The organism is Shewanella schlegeliana, assembly GCF_016765635.1.
In the GTDB taxonomy this organism is placed as follows: Bacteria; Pseudomonadota; Gammaproteobacteria; order Enterobacterales; family Shewanellaceae; genus Shewanella; species Shewanella schlegeliana.
Genome location: NZ_JAESVD010000005.1, coordinates 273,794 through 288,757, shown reverse-complemented (window position 1 = coordinate 288,757; position 14,964 = coordinate 273,794). Strand labels below are relative to the sequence as shown.

The 14,964-nt window shown below is 45.7% G+C and carries 12 protein-coding genes and 2 tRNA genes; 13 read left to right on the top strand and 1 reads right to left on the bottom strand.

Annotated features, from left to right (window positions below):
• The first annotated feature begins 216 nt into the window (after nt 1-216).
• Nucleotides 217-2,031, top strand: a complete 1,815-nt coding sequence (secD, locus tag JMA39_RS10685) for a protein translocase subunit SecD (protein WP_202721864.1) — start codon at nt 217-219, stop codon at nt 2,029-2,031.
• A gap of 1 nt (nt 2,032) precedes the next feature.
• The gene (secF, locus tag JMA39_RS10680) at nt 2,033-2,941 is read left to right on the top strand and encodes a protein translocase subunit SecF (RefSeq protein ID WP_202721863.1); all 909 of its coding nucleotides are present in this window, start codon (nt 2,033-2,035) and stop codon (nt 2,939-2,941) included.
• 103 nt (nt 2,942-3,044) lie between these two features.
• On the opposite strand, the gene yhbY is transcribed toward secF, so the two are convergent.
• The gene (gene yhbY, locus JMA39_RS10675; RefSeq protein ID WP_202721862.1) at nt 3,045-3,344 is read right to left on the bottom strand and encodes a ribosome assembly RNA-binding protein YhbY; all 300 of its coding nucleotides are present in this window, start codon (nt 3,342-3,344) and stop codon (nt 3,045-3,047) included.
• Nucleotides 3,345-3,437: 93 nt separating this feature from the next.
• Here yhbY and rlmE point away from each other — a divergent pair, with 93 nt between their 5' ends.
• The 11 genes from rlmE (at nt 3,438) to infB (ending at nt 14,963) form a co-directional block, all read left to right on the top strand.
• Entirely contained in the window at nt 3,438-4,067 is a 630-nt protein-coding gene (gene rlmE, locus JMA39_RS10670) for a 23S rRNA (uridine(2552)-2'-O)-methyltransferase RlmE (RefSeq protein WP_202721861.1), read from the top strand.
• Nucleotides 4,068-4,136: 69 nt separating this feature from the next.
• On the top strand, nt 4,137-6,080 hold the full coding sequence (gene ftsH / locus JMA39_RS10665; RefSeq protein WP_237732769.1) for an ATP-dependent zinc metalloprotease FtsH: 1,944 nt from the start codon (nt 4,137-4,139) through the stop codon (nt 6,078-6,080).
• Nucleotides 6,081-6,192: 112 nt separating this feature from the next.
• Nucleotides 6,193-6,981, top strand: coding sequence for a dihydropteroate synthase (folP, locus tag JMA39_RS10660; RefSeq protein ID WP_373316329.1), 789 nt, complete (start codon nt 6,193-6,195; stop codon nt 6,979-6,981).
• A gap of 95 nt (nt 6,982-7,076) precedes the next feature.
• The gene (gene glmM / locus JMA39_RS10655; protein WP_202721858.1) at nt 7,077-8,414 is read left to right on the top strand and encodes a phosphoglucosamine mutase; all 1,338 of its coding nucleotides are present in this window, start codon (nt 7,077-7,079) and stop codon (nt 8,412-8,414) included.
• Between the two features lie 197 nt (nt 8,415-8,611).
• A complete protein-coding gene (tpiA, locus tag JMA39_RS10650) occupies nt 8,612-9,394 on the top strand; it encodes a triose-phosphate isomerase (RefSeq protein ID WP_202721857.1) in 783 nt (260 codons plus the stop codon).
• 1 nt (nt 9,395) lies between these two features.
• The gene (gene secG / locus JMA39_RS10645) at nt 9,396-9,731 is read left to right on the top strand and encodes a preprotein translocase subunit SecG (protein ID WP_202721856.1); all 336 of its coding nucleotides are present in this window, start codon (nt 9,396-9,398) and stop codon (nt 9,729-9,731) included.
• A gap of 113 nt (nt 9,732-9,844) precedes the next feature.
• Nucleotides 9,845-9,930: transfer RNA gene (locus tag JMA39_RS10640), tRNA-Leu, on the top strand.
• 103 nt (nt 9,931-10,033) lie between these two features.
• Nucleotides 10,034-10,110 (top strand) — tRNA-Met (locus tag JMA39_RS10635).
• A 161-nt stretch (nt 10,111-10,271) separates the two neighbouring features.
• Entirely contained in the window at nt 10,272-10,727 is a 456-nt protein-coding gene (rimP, locus tag JMA39_RS10630) for a ribosome maturation factor RimP (RefSeq protein WP_202721855.1), read from the top strand.
• 27 nt (nt 10,728-10,754) lie between these two features.
• Nucleotides 10,755-12,254, top strand: coding sequence for a transcription termination factor NusA (gene nusA / locus JMA39_RS10625; protein ID WP_202721854.1), 1,500 nt, complete (start codon nt 10,755-10,757; stop codon nt 12,252-12,254).
• Between the two features lie 27 nt (nt 12,255-12,281).
• The gene (gene infB, locus JMA39_RS10620) at nt 12,282-14,963 is read left to right on the top strand and encodes a translation initiation factor IF-2 (protein WP_202721853.1); all 2,682 of its coding nucleotides are present in this window, start codon (nt 12,282-12,284) and stop codon (nt 14,961-14,963) included.
• Nucleotide 14,964: the final 1 nt, after the last annotated feature.

Here is a 14,964-nt window from a genome sequence, read left to right as displayed (position 1 = left end):
TCCGTGTGTTTATCCGCTCATTTTTATGGGTTAGGACTGCATTGGTAAGAACTATTTGCTGTTTTAAGCATGACCTGACAGGTCACTAAAAGCAGAATTTCTCGATAGCGATTACCGCGATGTTACTTGCGCGCGAGTCCATCTTTACAGGTTAATAACCCGGACTATTGGCAAGTTGTTATCGCGTTCTTAGGCAATATAAAGAGCAAAAAAATCATGAGAGAAAACAAGAGTCCAACAATCTTAAATCATTACAGTGCATGGAAATATGTGCTGTTAATCGTCACTATCACCATTATGTTATTCAGCGCGTTACCTACATTCTTTGGTGAGGATGCTGCGGTACAGGTTAGTGATGAGGCCGGGCTAAAAATCAATCCCTTGGAGCTGCATCAGCTATTGGTGTCCCAAGGTGTCAAGGTTAAGCGTATCGATCAAGCGTCAGGCCAAACCTTGATTGTGCTTGATGACAATTCACAACAGAGCAAGCTCAAGACACTACTTGTCAGCCAAGTAGAAGATCCTTCAAAGTTAACCCTTACTCTCGCACCAGCTGCGCCGAACTGGCTACTGTCACTTGGTTTTTCACCCATTAAACTGGGGCTGGATCTGCGAGGCGGAGTGCAGTTTCTACTCGATGTTGAAATAGATCCCGTCTATAAGCTGCACTCTAATACCTTCATTGAGTCCGTTAGACAATATGTGCGAGAACAATCGCTATATGGGGTCACGATTCAGGAACAGGCTGACGGTCATGTGAATATTGCAACAACAGACCTAACTCAAAGAGCGACGATAAGAGAGTTTATTAATACTCAGTATCCTAATTGGCAAATGACTAATTCCGGTGAGCACTCTTTGAATGTTGGGCTATCTGAAGCTGAAAAAATTAATATTCGCGATCTAACTGTGAAGCAAAACTTACAGATCATGCGTAGCCGTATTGAACAGCTTGGGATCAGTGAGGCCGTGGTTCAGCGTCAAGGTGAGCACCGCATTCGCATTGAGCTCCCAGGCGTACAAGATCCTGCGGCCGCAAAATCGGTGATCGGCGCTACAGCAAGCCTCGCTTTTTATCAAGTTAAGCAGCAGGGCTCTGTTAACGCCAAAGTTCTCAAAGATGAGCAGGGCCAACCTATCTATGTCGCTAGACGTGCGGTACTAGGCGGTGAGCATATTGTCGATGCGAGAGCGTCTCTTGGAGAGATGGGCTTGCCGGAAGTGGTTATTCACTTAGATAGGGAAGGCGGCGCCATGATGTCAGACTTTTCTCGTGACAATATTGGTAAGCCCATGGCGACCTCATACAGCGAGTATAGCCGTGACGACAGAGGCCAGATAAGACAAACCACCGAGGTGATCAGTGTTGCGACAATACAAGCACAACTTGGTGACCGCTTTAGTATTACTGGCGTAGGGGAATACGCCGCGGCACAGCAGTTAGCGCTATTGCTGCGTGCAGGGTCGATGACTGCGCCTGTGACTATCGTTGAGGAGCGTACTATCGGTCCGAGCCTCGGCGAGGAGAATATCACCAATGGTTTTTCAGCACTTGCTTTAGGTATGGCAGTGACTTTGCTGTTTATGGGGCTTTGGTACCGCCGATTAGGCTGGATAGCAAACGTGGCACTTATAGCCAACATGATCCTTATTTTTGGCTTAATGGCATTAATCCCTGGTGCAGTATTAACTCTGCCGGGGATTGCCGGACTCGTGTTGACCGTCGGCATGGCAGTCGATACTAACGTATTAATATTTGAGAGGATTAAGGACAAGTTAAAGGAAGGGAGAAGCTTTGCTCATGCTATCGATAGGGGCTTTGATAGTGCCTTTTCAACCATTGTCGATGCTAACTTCACCACCATGATAACAGCCGTCGTGCTTTACGCTATCGGTAACGGGCCCATTCAAGGCTTTGCATTAACCCTAGGATTAGGTTTGTTAACCAGTATGTTTACCGGAATATTTGCATCCAGAGCATTAGTTAACTGGGCATATGGTCGTAACTTTAGTCGTAATGTGAAGGTGTAATATGGAACTTAAAAATATGAGTAAATTAAGTAAGTTGACTAAGGCACGTTACCTTTCAAGTATCTTCTCTGTGCTGATTATGCTGTCATCTATCGGCATTATTTTAGTCAATGGTTTCAATTGGGGCTTAGATTTCACTGGTGGCATTGTTACTGAAGTCAAACTTGATCCCAATATTAAGGCCGAACAAATCAGTGAGTTATTAGCAAAAACCTCTGAGCAGGAGGTTAGCGTTATTTCCGCGGGTGAGCCTGGTCGCTGGATTTTGCGTTATGCCAAAGTAGATAATGCTGGGGCAGAGGATATCAAAACGGTATTGGCACCGTTGACTGATAATGTTGAAGTGCTTAACTCTAGTATTGTTGGACCACAAATTGGTCAAGAGCTAGCTGAGCAGGGCGGCTTGGCGTTGCTTGCGGCAATGATATGTATTCTGGCTTATCTGAGTTTTCGCTTTGAGTGGCGTCTTGCCAGTGGAGCCTTATTGGCACTGTTTCATGATGTCATCTTCGTGTTGGCTTTCTTCTCGTTAACTCAGATGGAGTTTAATTTAACGATTCTGGCTGCGGTACTGGCAATTTTAGGCTACTCCCTAAATGACTCTATCGTGATTGCCGATAGGGTGAGAGAGGTTCTAATCGCCAAGCCTAAGATGGCGATTGATGAGGTCTGTAGTAGTGCGGTGCAAGCCACTTTTTCACGCACCATGGTCACCAGTGGTACAACCCTGTTTACCGTTGCTGCGTTATGGATAATGGGCGGCGCCCCGTTGCAGGGATTTTCCATTGCCATGTTTCTCGGCATTATGATTGGAACAATCTCATCGGTATCTGTAGGTACTTGCTTACCTGAATACTTAAAGGTAAGTGCTGAACATTACAAGGTCGAACCTATTAGCGATGCTCCCTAGCGTTTTATCAAATGGATAAAACTTGGACAAAAAAAGAGCCGCTGTTAATACAGCGGCTCTTTTTATTTATCTTGCAACGGCTTCTTAAAGAAGCCTTTGCTAATTACTTTGCCTTAGGCACAGCAATTTTCATTTCTTCAGACTGACGGAACAGTACTAAGACGTGACCGATAAGCTGTACTTTTTCAGCTTGAGTTTCACGTACAATGGCGTCTACGATAGCGTTTTTAAGCTCTCTGTCACCAGAGGCTACTTTCACTTTAATCAATTCATGATGAGAAAGTGCATTATCAATTTCAGCCAGTACTCCTTCAGTCAGGCCGTTGCCACCAAGCATCACTACAGGCTTGAGACTGTGCGCTAAGCCTTTTAAGTGCTGTTTTTGTTTGGTTGTTAAGTTCATTTATACCAACTTTATGCTGAGTTACTGTTGAAAACCCGCTATTCTACCCTTATATACTCTTTGTGTAACTCTCAATTTTGTTGCGGATTTTAAATGTCAGGAAAAAAACGAACAGCTAGTTCATCTCGCTGGATGCAGGAACATTTCGACGATCACTATGTCAAACTATCGCAAAAGCGTGGTTTAAGGTCGCGTGCGGCCTTTAAGATTGAAGAGATCCAAGAAAAAGATAAACTCATTCGTCCGGGAATGACGGTTGTCGATTTAGGTGCCGCGCCGGGTGGTTGGTCTCAAATTGCCGTTAAATTGGCAGGAGACAGTGGTAAAGTTATTGCTTGTGATATCCTACCGATGGACCCGATTGTTGGTGTTGATTTCCTACAGGGGGATTTCCGTGAAGAGAAAGTGCTAGACGCATTACTCACGCGTGTAGGCGATGCCAAGGTTGATGTTGTATTATCCGATATGGCGCCAAACATGAGTGGTTCAGGTGGGGTCGATCAGCCTCGCGCTATGTATTTAGTGGAGCTTGCGTTAGATATGTGTCATCAAGTGTTGGCACCTAATGGTAGCTTTGCAGTCAAAGTCTTTCAGGGGGAGGGTTTTGATGAATACATGAAGGCGGTTAAAGAGGCGTTTAAAACCGTTAAAACACGTAAGCCAGATTCTTCGAGACCACGCTCTCGTGAAGTCTATCTTGTGGCGACTGGTTACAAGTTATAGTAATCTATCGTAAGTACTCTAACATTAGTTTTCGGAAGACTTTAAAAGAGGTCGAGTAATTTGAGTGACATGGCAAAAAATTTAATTCTCTGGGTTGTCATCGCCGTTGTGTTGATGTCAGTTTTTCAGGGCTATTCCCCCTCTTCTACGACTAAACAGAAGATGGATTATTCAACATTTTTAGATAACGTTAAAGATGGACAAGTCAGTACTGCGACGGTTAAAAGCGATCAGCGCACTATTGAGGGAACAACGCGTACCGGTGAAAAGTTTGTCACTGTTATGCCGTTACCAGACTTAGATCTAATTAATGAGTTAAATCGCAAGGGGATTACATTCAAGGGCGAAGAAGCTGAAGAGTCAGGGTTCTTAACTCAGATCTTTATCTCTTGGTTCCCTATGCTATTGCTGATTGGTGTGTGGATCTTCTTTATGCGCCAGATGCAAGGCGGTGGCGGTAAAGGCGCGATGTCATTTGGTAAGAGTAAAGCCAAGTTGATGAGCGAAGATCAGATCAAGACGACTTTTGGTGACGTTGCAGGTTGTGATGAAGCCAAAGAAGACGTTAAAGAGCTGGTTGATTACCTAAAAGAGCCAACGAAATTCCAAAAGCTAGGTGGACGTATCCCAACGGGTGTACTACTAGTTGGCCCACCAGGTACGGGTAAAACTTTGCTTGCTAAGGCAATTGCCGGCGAAGCTAAAGTACCTTTCTTTACAATTTCAGGTTCTGATTTCGTTGAGATGTTCGTGGGTGTCGGTGCATCACGTGTACGTGACATGTTCGAGCAAGCGAAGAAGTCTGCACCTTGTATCATCTTTATCGATGAGATCGATGCCGTAGGTCGTCAGCGTGGCGCGGGTGTGGGTGGTGGTCACGATGAACGTGAGCAGACACTTAACCAGATGCTAGTTGAGATGGATGGTTTCGAAGGTAACGAAGGTATTATCGTTATCGCTGCGACTAACCGTCCAGACGTACTGGATGCTGCACTATTACGTCCAGGTCGTTTTGACCGTCAAGTGGTTGTAGGTTTGCCAGATGTTCGTGGTCGTGAGCAAATTCTTAAAGTTCATATGCGTAAAGTGCCTTTGGCTGATGGCGTCAAAGCTAGTGTTATCGCTCGTGGTACCCCAGGTTTCTCAGGTGCTGACCTTGCAAACCTAGTTAACGAAGCGGCCTTGTTTGCTGCCCGTAACAGCCGCCGTGTAGTCGGTATGGAAGAGTTTGAGAGTGCTAAAGACAAGATCATGATGGGCGCTGAGCGTCGCACTATGGTGATGTCGGAAGAAGAGAAAGAGATGACCGCTTATCACGAAGCGGGTCATGCGATTGTGGGTTGTTTGGTTCCTGAGCACGATCCTGTGCATAAGGTGACTATTATTCCACGTGGTCGCGCGCTTGGTGTGACCTTCTTCCTACCAGAAGCGGATGCAATTAGTCAGAGCCGTCGTAAGCTTGAGAGTCAGATCTCGGTTGCCTACGGTGGACGTATTGCTGAAGATTTGATTTACGGTAGTGAGAAAGTGTCTACCGGTGCATCACAAGACATTAAGTATGCAACTTCTATCGCGCGTAACATGGTGACTCAATGGGGCTTCTCTGAGAAGCTAGGGCCAGTACTTTACGCTGAAGATGAGAACGAAGTATTCTTAGGACGTAGCATGGGTAAATCTCAGCATATGTCTGATGATACTGCTCGTGTTATCGATGCAGAAGTGAAGATGCTTATCGATGCCAATTACGGTAGAGCTCATACTTTCTTAACCGAAAATATGGATATTCTTCATGCGATGAAAGATGCATTGATGAAATATGAGACTATCGACTCTGAACAGATCGATGACTTGATGGCTCGTCGCGAAGTGCGTATGCCTGCTGAATGGCAGAAAGATGATCTGTCTAACGATAATGACAGCAATAACACTTCATCTGAAAAGAAAGAAGAGATCAAGGAAACTAAAGAAGATAAGCCAGATGTCAGTGATGCTGACGAATCTCCAGCTAAGTAATTTTTAGTTTGATAAAGAAAACCCCGTCTAGGGGTTTTCTTGTTTACGGAACTTTATTTTGTCTATATTAACCAGTGGTCAAAACCAGCTTGATTTGAGCTCTCCTGTAGTGATGGGGATCCTCAATGTTACGCCTGATTCTTTCTCGGATGGCGGCGAATACTCATCGATTGCAACCGCTTGTGAGCAAGTCGACTTGATGGTAGCGCAGGGCGCTAAAATTATCGATATCGGTGGTGAATCGACCCGTCCCGGAGCGAAAGAGGTTTCGATTGAGGATGAGTTAGCGCGCGTGCTGCCCTTAATTGAATATGTTAGTCACAATCATGATGTGTGGATCTCTATCGACACCAGTAAGGCTGACGTGATGGAGGCTGCGGTGAAGGCTGGCGCACATCTAATTAATGACGTCAGAGCGCTACAGGAGCCTGGAGCGTTAGCTGTGGCGGCCAAGTTAGATGTACCAGTATGTTTGATGCATATGCAGGGACAGCCTAGAACCATGCAGAATGCGCCCCATTATGATGATGTGGTGAGCGATATCAGTGCGTTTTTTAGCGAACGAATCGATATCTGTATTGCCGCTGGAATAAAACGAGAGCATATTGTGCTAGACCCTGGCTTTGGTTTTGGTAAGTCACTCGCTCATAATTATGAGTTGCTCAATCGGATGGCTGAGTTCTCAAGCTTCAACTTACCCGTGTTGGCAGGGTTATCGCGTAAAAGTATGTTCGGTCAATTACTTGGGCGTGAGGTATCACAAAGATTAAGTGCCACACTTGCTGGTAATATGCTGGCAATACAAGCGGGTGCAAAGATAGTGCGTGTGCATGATGTGCAAGAAACCGCAGATATGATAGCAGTATTAAACGCAACAAAAGATTATAAGGCTTTAGCTTAACCCCCTTAAATACAAAGGTCATTAAGCTGAGGTTAGTGTTTTTATGGTAGAAATGACGGATTTATTTCTTCCTCGTTATTGAGTTTGGAGTTCAAGTGAAACAGAGACAATTTTTTGGTACAGATGGTATTCGTGGCAAAGTCGGCGCGGGTAAGATGACCCCAGAGCTTGCACTGAAGCTTGGTTGGGCTGCTGGTCGAGTATTATCTCGCTCAGGTACCCAGAAGGTGATTATAGGTAAAGATACCCGTATTTCTGGTTACCTGTTTGAGTCGGCTTTAGAAGCTGGGCTTTCAGCTGCTGGTCTCGATGTGATGTTGATTGGTCCTATGCCAACGCCAGCTGTTGCTTATTTGACTCGTACATTCCGCGCCGAGGCAGGAATTGTGATCAGTGCTTCCCATAACCCTTATTATGACAACGGTATTAAGTTCTTTTCCAACGATGGTAGCAAGCTCGATGATGAAGTCGAACTTGAAATTGAAGCCGAGCTTGAAAAGCCACTGACCTGTGTTGAGTCTCACTTACTTGGCAAGGTTAATCGTATCGACGACGCTGCGGGTCGTTATATTGAATACTGTAAGAGTCACTTCCCAGCGGAGCAGACGTTAAGCGGACTAAAAATTGTTGTCGATTGTGCTCACGGCGCAACTTACCATATCGCACCGAGTGTCTTCAGAGAGCTTGGCGCGGAAGTGATTGCGATTGGTGACAAGCCAAATGGGTTGAATATCAACGATAAAGTCGGTGCGACATCTATGGCACAGATCTGTGAGACCGTATTGGCTGAAAATGCTGATTTAGGTATCGCGCTCGATGGTGATGGCGATCGAATCATGATGGTTAACCGTCATGGACGCGTAATCGATGGCGATGAGATCTTATATATCTTAGCCTGTGATGCACAAAAACGTGGTGTGCTACGCGGTGGGGTGGTTGGCACCTTGATGTCAAATCTAGGCCTAGATCTAGCGCTACAAGCACTCGAGATCCCATTTGTTCGCTCTAAAGTGGGTGACCGTTATGTGATGGAACTACTAAAAGAGCATGATTGGCGTATTGGTGGTGAAAATTCAGGTCATATCTTGAACTTAGATCATGGTACGACTGGTGACGGTATCGTTGCGGGGATTTTGGTGTTAGCTGCGATGCAGCGTCAAAACGCCACTCTAGAAGAGTTAACTGCTGAGATTAAGATGCTACCACAGGTGTTAGTCAATGTTCGATTCGAAGGAGACAACGATCCACTGTCTTCAGAGATCGTGCTTGCTGCACAAGCAGAGGTTGAGCAAAAGCTAGGAGCTCGTGGACGAGTATTACTGCGTAAGTCTGGTACTGAACCTCTACTGCGAGTGATGGTTGAAGGTGATGACCAAGCTGCAGTGACTGAATATGCTAATTATATTGCCGATGCCGTACGTAATTTAGTTTAGTAATTAATGGATTAACTAAGGTGTTAACCTATGACGCGATTAAATATTCTGCAAATTGATGTTTAATCGTGTCATTGCAAAGGTGGTCGTGTAAAAAGTGCGCGTTCTCGCCGATATTATGAAAAAATAACACCTTTAGGTATTGTAACTTCACAAGTGGTTCGCTATTATTCACGCCGCTTTCAAAGGAGACAGTAATGGCACTCAGACGTCCCATGGTTGCTGGTAATTGGAAAATGAACGGCAGTGCGCAGTTAGCGCAAGAGCTATTCAAAAAATTCGCTACCAAGCTCCAAGATGATTCAGTGGAAGTGGTCTTGTGTCCACCTTCTATTTACTTAGAAAGTGTTCGACAGCTACTAGATGAAAACAAAGAAACCTTAAACGGTTGCTTAGTCAGAATGGGAACTCAAAACCTAAGTCAGCATGACTTCGGTGCCTATACTGGTGAAATATCTGGTCAGATGTTAAAAGATTCAGGATGTCGATATGTTATTATCGGACATTCAGAACGTCGCCGTATGTACGGAGAGACGAGCAACATTGTAGCAGAGAAATTTGCTGCAGCTCAGAAGCACGGTTTGACCCCAATCTTATGTGTTGGTGAGTCGGGTCCAGCTCGTGAAGCAAGACGCACTTTTGAAGTGATTGCTGAAGAGTTAGATGTGGTCATCGAAAAGAATGGCACCATGGCTTTTGACAACGCGATTATCGCCTACGAGCCATTATGGGCAGTAGGAACTGGTAAGAGTGCTACGCCAGAGCAGGCTCAAGAAGTTCATGCGTTTATTCGCAAACGCCTCTCTGAAGTATCTCCATTTATCGGAGAAAACATCAGGATTTTGTACGGTGGTAGCGTAACACCGAGTAATGCAGCAGACTTGTTTGCTCAACCTGATGTAGATGGTGGTTTGATTGGCGGTGTAAGCCTCAATGCTACCGAATTTCTCAGTTTATGTACGATAGCGATGAGCGCATAATATGTATGAAGTTCTAATGGTTGTTTACTTGTTGGTTGCGATTGGTCTAGTTGGCCTGATCTTAATCCAGCAAGGTAAAGGTGCTGACATGGGGGCCTCTTTCGGCGCCGGTGCTTCAGGTACTCTGTTCGGTTCATCTGGTTCTGGTAACTTTTTGACTCGTTCAACTGCGGTTCTAGCGGTAGCGTTTTTCGCACTAAGTCTTACTATCGGTAACTTAAGTGCAAATCACTCTAAAGCAGAAGGTGCATGGGACGATTTAGGAAGCGATGCAGCTCAAGTTGTAGAACAAGTTCAGCAAGAAGCTGAAAAGTCAGAAGATAAGATCCCTGACTAAATCATAAGTTAACTTATGATGGTATCAATCGATATCGATTGATACCGACTGTAAAACTGCCATTAACCTCTCAAAGTGGCAGCAAGGAAAAACAGTCAACAATACGGTTTTATGCGGATGTGGTGGAATTGGTAGACACGCCATCTTGAGGGGGTGGTGAGCTATGCTCGTGAGGGTTCAAGTCCCTCCATCCGCACCAAATCCCTGATTTCGTTAACGACGGAATCGAGGATAATAAAGTGGCTAAAGAGCCCTTTATTATTGCAAGTTGAGAGGTTTCTCAATATACTTGCACAAGTTGTCGCGGGGTGGAGCAGTTTGGTAGCTCGTCGGGCTCATAACCCGAAGGTCGTCGGTTCAAATCCGGCCCCCGCAACCAGCTTCCCAGTAAAGAAATTTATTTCTATGCTGTTACAGGTTCTGGATATATCAACCTCGTCATTACGGGGTTTTTTGTTATCTGGAGCTTATAAAACCTGTCACCGAGGGTGACGTGTACTGGGGCTATTAGGCCCTTTTTTGTTTTTCTGGGGGTTAACCTTGGCTACATTAGAACGCAAACTGGTAGAGATGCTCAAAGCGCCAGTTGAAGCATTAGGGCATCAGCTTTGGGGTTTGGAATATATTCAAGCAGGCAAGCATTCTATCTTGCGTTTATATATAGACAATGAGAAAGGCATCTTCATTGAAGATTGCGCCGAAACCAGCCGCCAAGTCAGTGCCGTAATGGATGTTGAAGATCCAATTTCAACAGAATACACACTAGAAGTTTCTTCTCCTGGTGTAGATAGACCATTGTTTACTGCTGAGCAGTACAAGGCCTACATCGGTGAGACCGTAAAAGTACAATTAACGATGCCTGTCGCAGGCAGTCGTAATTTAAAAGGCACCGTTACTGGCGTTGATGGGCAAATGCTTAATCTGTCGGTAGATGGGAACGAACTGATCGTTGCTTTGGATAATATCCGTAAAGGCAACTTAATCGCTAAGTTTTGATGAATTCAAGGTGAACGAGGCAAGACAATGAATAAAGAGATTCTGCTAGTCGCTGAGGCGGTTTCAAATGAGAAAGGTGTACCGCGCGAGAAGATTTTCGAAGCGCTGGAAATTGCACTAGCCACAGCAACCAAGAAAAAATACGAAGGTGATATCGACGTTCGTGTTGCTATTGATCGTAAAACCGGTGCGTATGAAACTTTCCGTCGTTGGATGGTTGTAGAAGACGCAGGTGTTCCTTTAGAGAACCCATTCCGCGAAATTACGCTTGAAGCAGCAAAGTTTGATGATCCAGAAGTTGAGCTAGGCGGTTTCATCGAAGATGAAATTGACTCAGTTGCATTTGACCGCATCACTACTCAAACCGCTAAGCAAGTGATCGTACAGAAAGTACGTGAAGCTGAGCGTGCGCAGATCGTTGATCAGTTCCGTGACCGTGAAGGTGAATTGATTGTTGGTGTCGTTAAGAAGAGCAACCGTGAAAGTGTGGTTGTTGATCTAGGTAACAACGCAGATGGTGTGTTGTTTAAAGAAGATTTGATTTCTCGTGAATCATTCCGACCTGGCGACCGCGTTCGTGCATTGCTTTACTCTGTACGTCCAGAAGCACGTGGTGCACAGCTGTTCTTGACTCGTACTAAGCCAGATATGCTGATTGAGCTATTCCGCGTTGAAGTACCTGAAATTCAAGACGAGATGATCGAAATCATGGGCGCTGCTCGTGATCCAGGTTCTCGCGCTAAGATTGCGGTTAAGTCTAACGACCGTCGTATCGATCCTATCGGTGCGTGTGTTGGTATGCGTGGCGCTCGTGTTCAAGCTGTATCAAACGAGCTTGGTGGTGAGCGTGTTGATATCGTGCTTTGGGATGATAACCCAGCACAGTACGTTATTAACTGTATGGCTCCTGCTGACGTGGCATCGATCATCGTTGATGAAGATAACCACTCAATGGATATCGCCGTTGAAGCAGACAGCTTAGCGCAAGCAATTGGTCGTAATGGTCAAAATATTCGTCTAGCCACTCAGCTATCTGGTTGGGAACTAAACGTAATGACAGTTGATGACATGAAAGCTAAGCATCAGGCTGAAAGCGCTAAAGTGGTGAACCTATTCATCCAAGCACTAGACGTTGATGAAGAGTTTGCACAACTGCTTTCTGACGAAGGCTTCACTTCTCTTGAAGAGATTGCTTACGTACCAGAATCAGAATTACTAGAAATTGATGGATTCGACGAGGATATCGTTGAGTCATTAAGAGAGCGCGCCAAGGCGGCGATCTCTACTCGCGCACTTGCGACTGAGGAAGCACTTGACGGTGCTGAACCAAGTGAAGAACTTCTTGCGTTAGAAGGTCTAGATAGACACTTGGCATTCGTAATGGCAAGCAAAGGCGTAATTACGCTTGAAGACTTAGCCGAACAAGGCATTGATGATTTGATCGAAATAGAAGAATTAACAGAAGAAAAAGCAGGTGAGCTAATTATGGCTGCCCGTAATATCTGTTGGTTTGGCGAAGAAGCATAAGTCGATCAGCAGAGGGGAGTTTTATAGATGGCAGATACTACAGTAGATAAATTGGCCAAAGAAGTAGGGAAAAGCGCTGAACGCTTGGTCGAGCAGTTTTCACAAGCTGGTATAAAGAAAACTGCAACGGATACCGTTTCTGAATCAGAGAAACAGCAGCTACTTGATTTTCTTAAGAAGCAGCATGGTGGCGATTCAGCACCAACGAAAATGACGTTACAGCGTAAGTCAGTTTCGACATTGAGCGTGGCGGGTAGCGGCGGTCAATCAAAAGACGTTAAAGTTGAAGTGCGTAAGAAGCGTACTTTCGTTAAGCGCGATGCAGCGGCTGAAGCTGAATTAGCCGCTAAGGCTGAAGCGGAAGCTAAAGCTGCTGCAGAAGCAGAGGCGAAAGCTAAGGCAGAAGCTGAAGCAAAGGCTAAAGCCGATGCTGAAGCGAAAGCAAAGGTTAAAGCCGAGGCAGAAGCTAAGGCTAAAGCTCAAGTCGCTAAGCCAGTAGCAGAAACTGCAGACGACAAAGAAGCTAAAGCTGAAGAAGCTAAATTGTTAGCGGCTCAAGAAGCTGCTGCGAAAGCTAAGGCTGACGAAGAAGCTCGCGCTGCTGCTGAAGAAGCACGTCGCTTAGCTGAAGAAAACGAGAAGCGTTGGGCAGAAGAAGAGAAAGCACGTAAAGAAGCTGAGAAGAGTGTTGATCACCATGTGACAACATCTTCAGAAGCGCGTGCGGCCGAAGATACTGCAGACGCAAACGCAGAAAAGCGCGGTCGTCGCCCACGTAAGCCTGCTGCAAAAGCGGGTAATGACGCGAATAGCGGCAGCCCAGCTGGTAAAGGTAAAGGTAAGCGCGGTGGTAAAGATAACCGTCGCGATAGCCGTAACCCACGTAACTCACGTAACAACCGTAGCGTTGCTCCTGAGTCAATGGACCACGCGTTCACTAAGCCAGCAGCAGTTGTTAAGGCTGACGTAAGTATCGGTGAAACAGTTTCTGTTGCAGAGCTTGCTTCTAAGATGTCTATCAAGGCCACTGAAATCATCAAACAGATGATGAAGATGGGCTCTATGGTTACCATTAACCAAGTACTAGACCAAGAAACTGCACAGCTAGTTGCTGAAGAAATGGGTCATAAAGTTGTACTAACTCGTGAGAACGAGCTAGAGCATCAAGTACTTGCTGACCGTAACGGCGACGTTAAAGTTGAGCCACGTGCACCAGTTGTTACCATCATGGGTCACGTTGACCACGGTAAAACATCGCTTCTTGACTACATTCGCCGCGCGAAAGTAGCTTCAGGCGAAGCGGGTGGTATTACCCAGCATATCGGTGCGTACCACGTTGAAACAGACAACGGTATGATCACCTTCTTAGATACTCCTGGTCACGCGGCGTTTACCGCTATGCGTGCTCGTGGTGCTAAGGCGACCGATATCGTTATTCTTGTGGTTGCGGCTGATGACGGCGTGATGCCACAAACAATCGAAGCTATCCAACACGCTAAAGCGGGTGGTGTGCCTCTGATTGTTGCAGTTAACAAGATTGATAAGCCAGAGGCAGATCCTGATCGCGTTAAGTCTGAGCTTTCTCAGCATGGCGTAATGTCTGAAGATTGGGGCGGAAACAACATGTTTGTTCACGTTTCAGCTAAGACGGGTGAAGGTATTGATGAGCTACTAGAAGGTATCCTTCTTGAAGCAGAAGTACTAGAGCTTCAAGCTGTTCGTGAAGGTATGGCTGCTGGTGTTGTTGTTGAATCTAAGCTTGATAAAGGCCGCGGTCCAGTTGCAACAGTACTTGTACAAGAAGGTACGCTTAAGCAAGGCGATATCGTTCTATGTGGTCTAGAGTACGGTAAAGTCCGTGCAATGAAAGATGAGAACGGTAAGTCTATCACTGAAGCGGGTCCATCTATCCCTGTTGAGATCTTAGGTCTATCAGGTGTGCCATCAGCGGGTGACGAAGCGACAGTAGTACGTGATGAGCGTAAAGCACGTGAAGTTGCACTTTACCGTCAAGGTAAGTTCCGTGATGTTAAACTTGCACGCCAGCAGAAGTCTAAGCTTGAAAACATGTTCGCCAACATGGTTGAAGGTGAAGTTCAAGAGCTTAACTTGGTACTTAAAGCTGACGTTCAAGGTTCACTTGAAGCGATTGCTGACTCACTTGAGAAGCTATCTACAGACGAAGTTAAAGTTAACATCATCGCTCGCGGTGTAGGTGGCTTGACTGAGACTGATGCAACTCTAGCTGCAGCGTCTAACGCTATCATGGTTGGTTTTAACGTTCGTGCTGATGCACAGGCGCGTAAAGTTGTTGATAGCGAAAGTGTTGATCTGCGTTATTACAGCATCATCTATCAGTTGATCGATGAAGTTCGTGACGCGATGGGCGGCATGCTAGCACCAGAATTCAGACAAGAAATTATCGGTCTTGCTGAAGTTCGCGACGTGTTTAAGTCTCCTAAGATTGGTGCAATTGCGGGCTGTATGGTTACCGAAGGTACCATCAAGCGTAGCGCTCCAATTCGCGTACTACGTGAAAACGTTGTTATCTACGAAGGTGAGCTTGAATCACTTCGTCGCTTTAAAGATGACGTTAACGAAGTTCGTAACGGCATGGAATGTGGTATCGGTGTGAAGAACTATAATGACGTCAGAGTTGGCGATCAGATTGAAGTATTCGAAACCGTTGAGATAGCACGTACCTTGTAAT

Excerpts from the sequence above, each read along its gene's own strand:
- infB (WP_202721853.1), top strand. The coding sequence starts at position 12,282 with ATGGCAGATACTACAGTAGATAAATTGGCCAAAGAAGTAGGGAAAAGC.
- folP (WP_373316329.1), top strand. The coding sequence starts at position 6,193 with ATGGGGATCCTCAATGTTACGCCTGATTCTTTCTCGGATGGCGGCGAA.
- nusA (WP_202721854.1), top strand. The coding sequence starts at position 10,755 with ATGAATAAAGAGATTCTGCTAGTCGCTGAGGCGGTTTCAAATGAGAAA.
- tpiA (WP_202721857.1), top strand. The coding sequence starts at position 8,612 with ATGGCACTCAGACGTCCCATGGTTGCTGGTAATTGGAAAATGAACGGC.
- secF (WP_202721863.1), top strand. The coding sequence starts at position 2,033 with ATGGAACTTAAAAATATGAGTAAATTAAGTAAGTTGACTAAGGCACGT.
- secD (WP_202721864.1), top strand. The coding sequence starts at position 217 with ATGAGAGAAAACAAGAGTCCAACAATCTTAAATCATTACAGTGCATGG.
- yhbY (WP_202721862.1), bottom strand. The coding sequence starts at position 3,344 with ATGAACTTAACAACCAAACAAAAACAGCACTTAAAAGGCTTAGCGCAC.
- secG (WP_202721856.1), top strand. The coding sequence starts at position 9,396 with ATGTATGAAGTTCTAATGGTTGTTTACTTGTTGGTTGCGATTGGTCTA.
- rlmE (WP_202721861.1), top strand. The coding sequence starts at position 3,438 with ATGTCAGGAAAAAAACGAACAGCTAGTTCATCTCGCTGGATGCAGGAA.
- ftsH (WP_237732769.1), top strand. The coding sequence starts at position 4,137 with ATGGCAAAAAATTTAATTCTCTGGGTTGTCATCGCCGTTGTGTTGATG.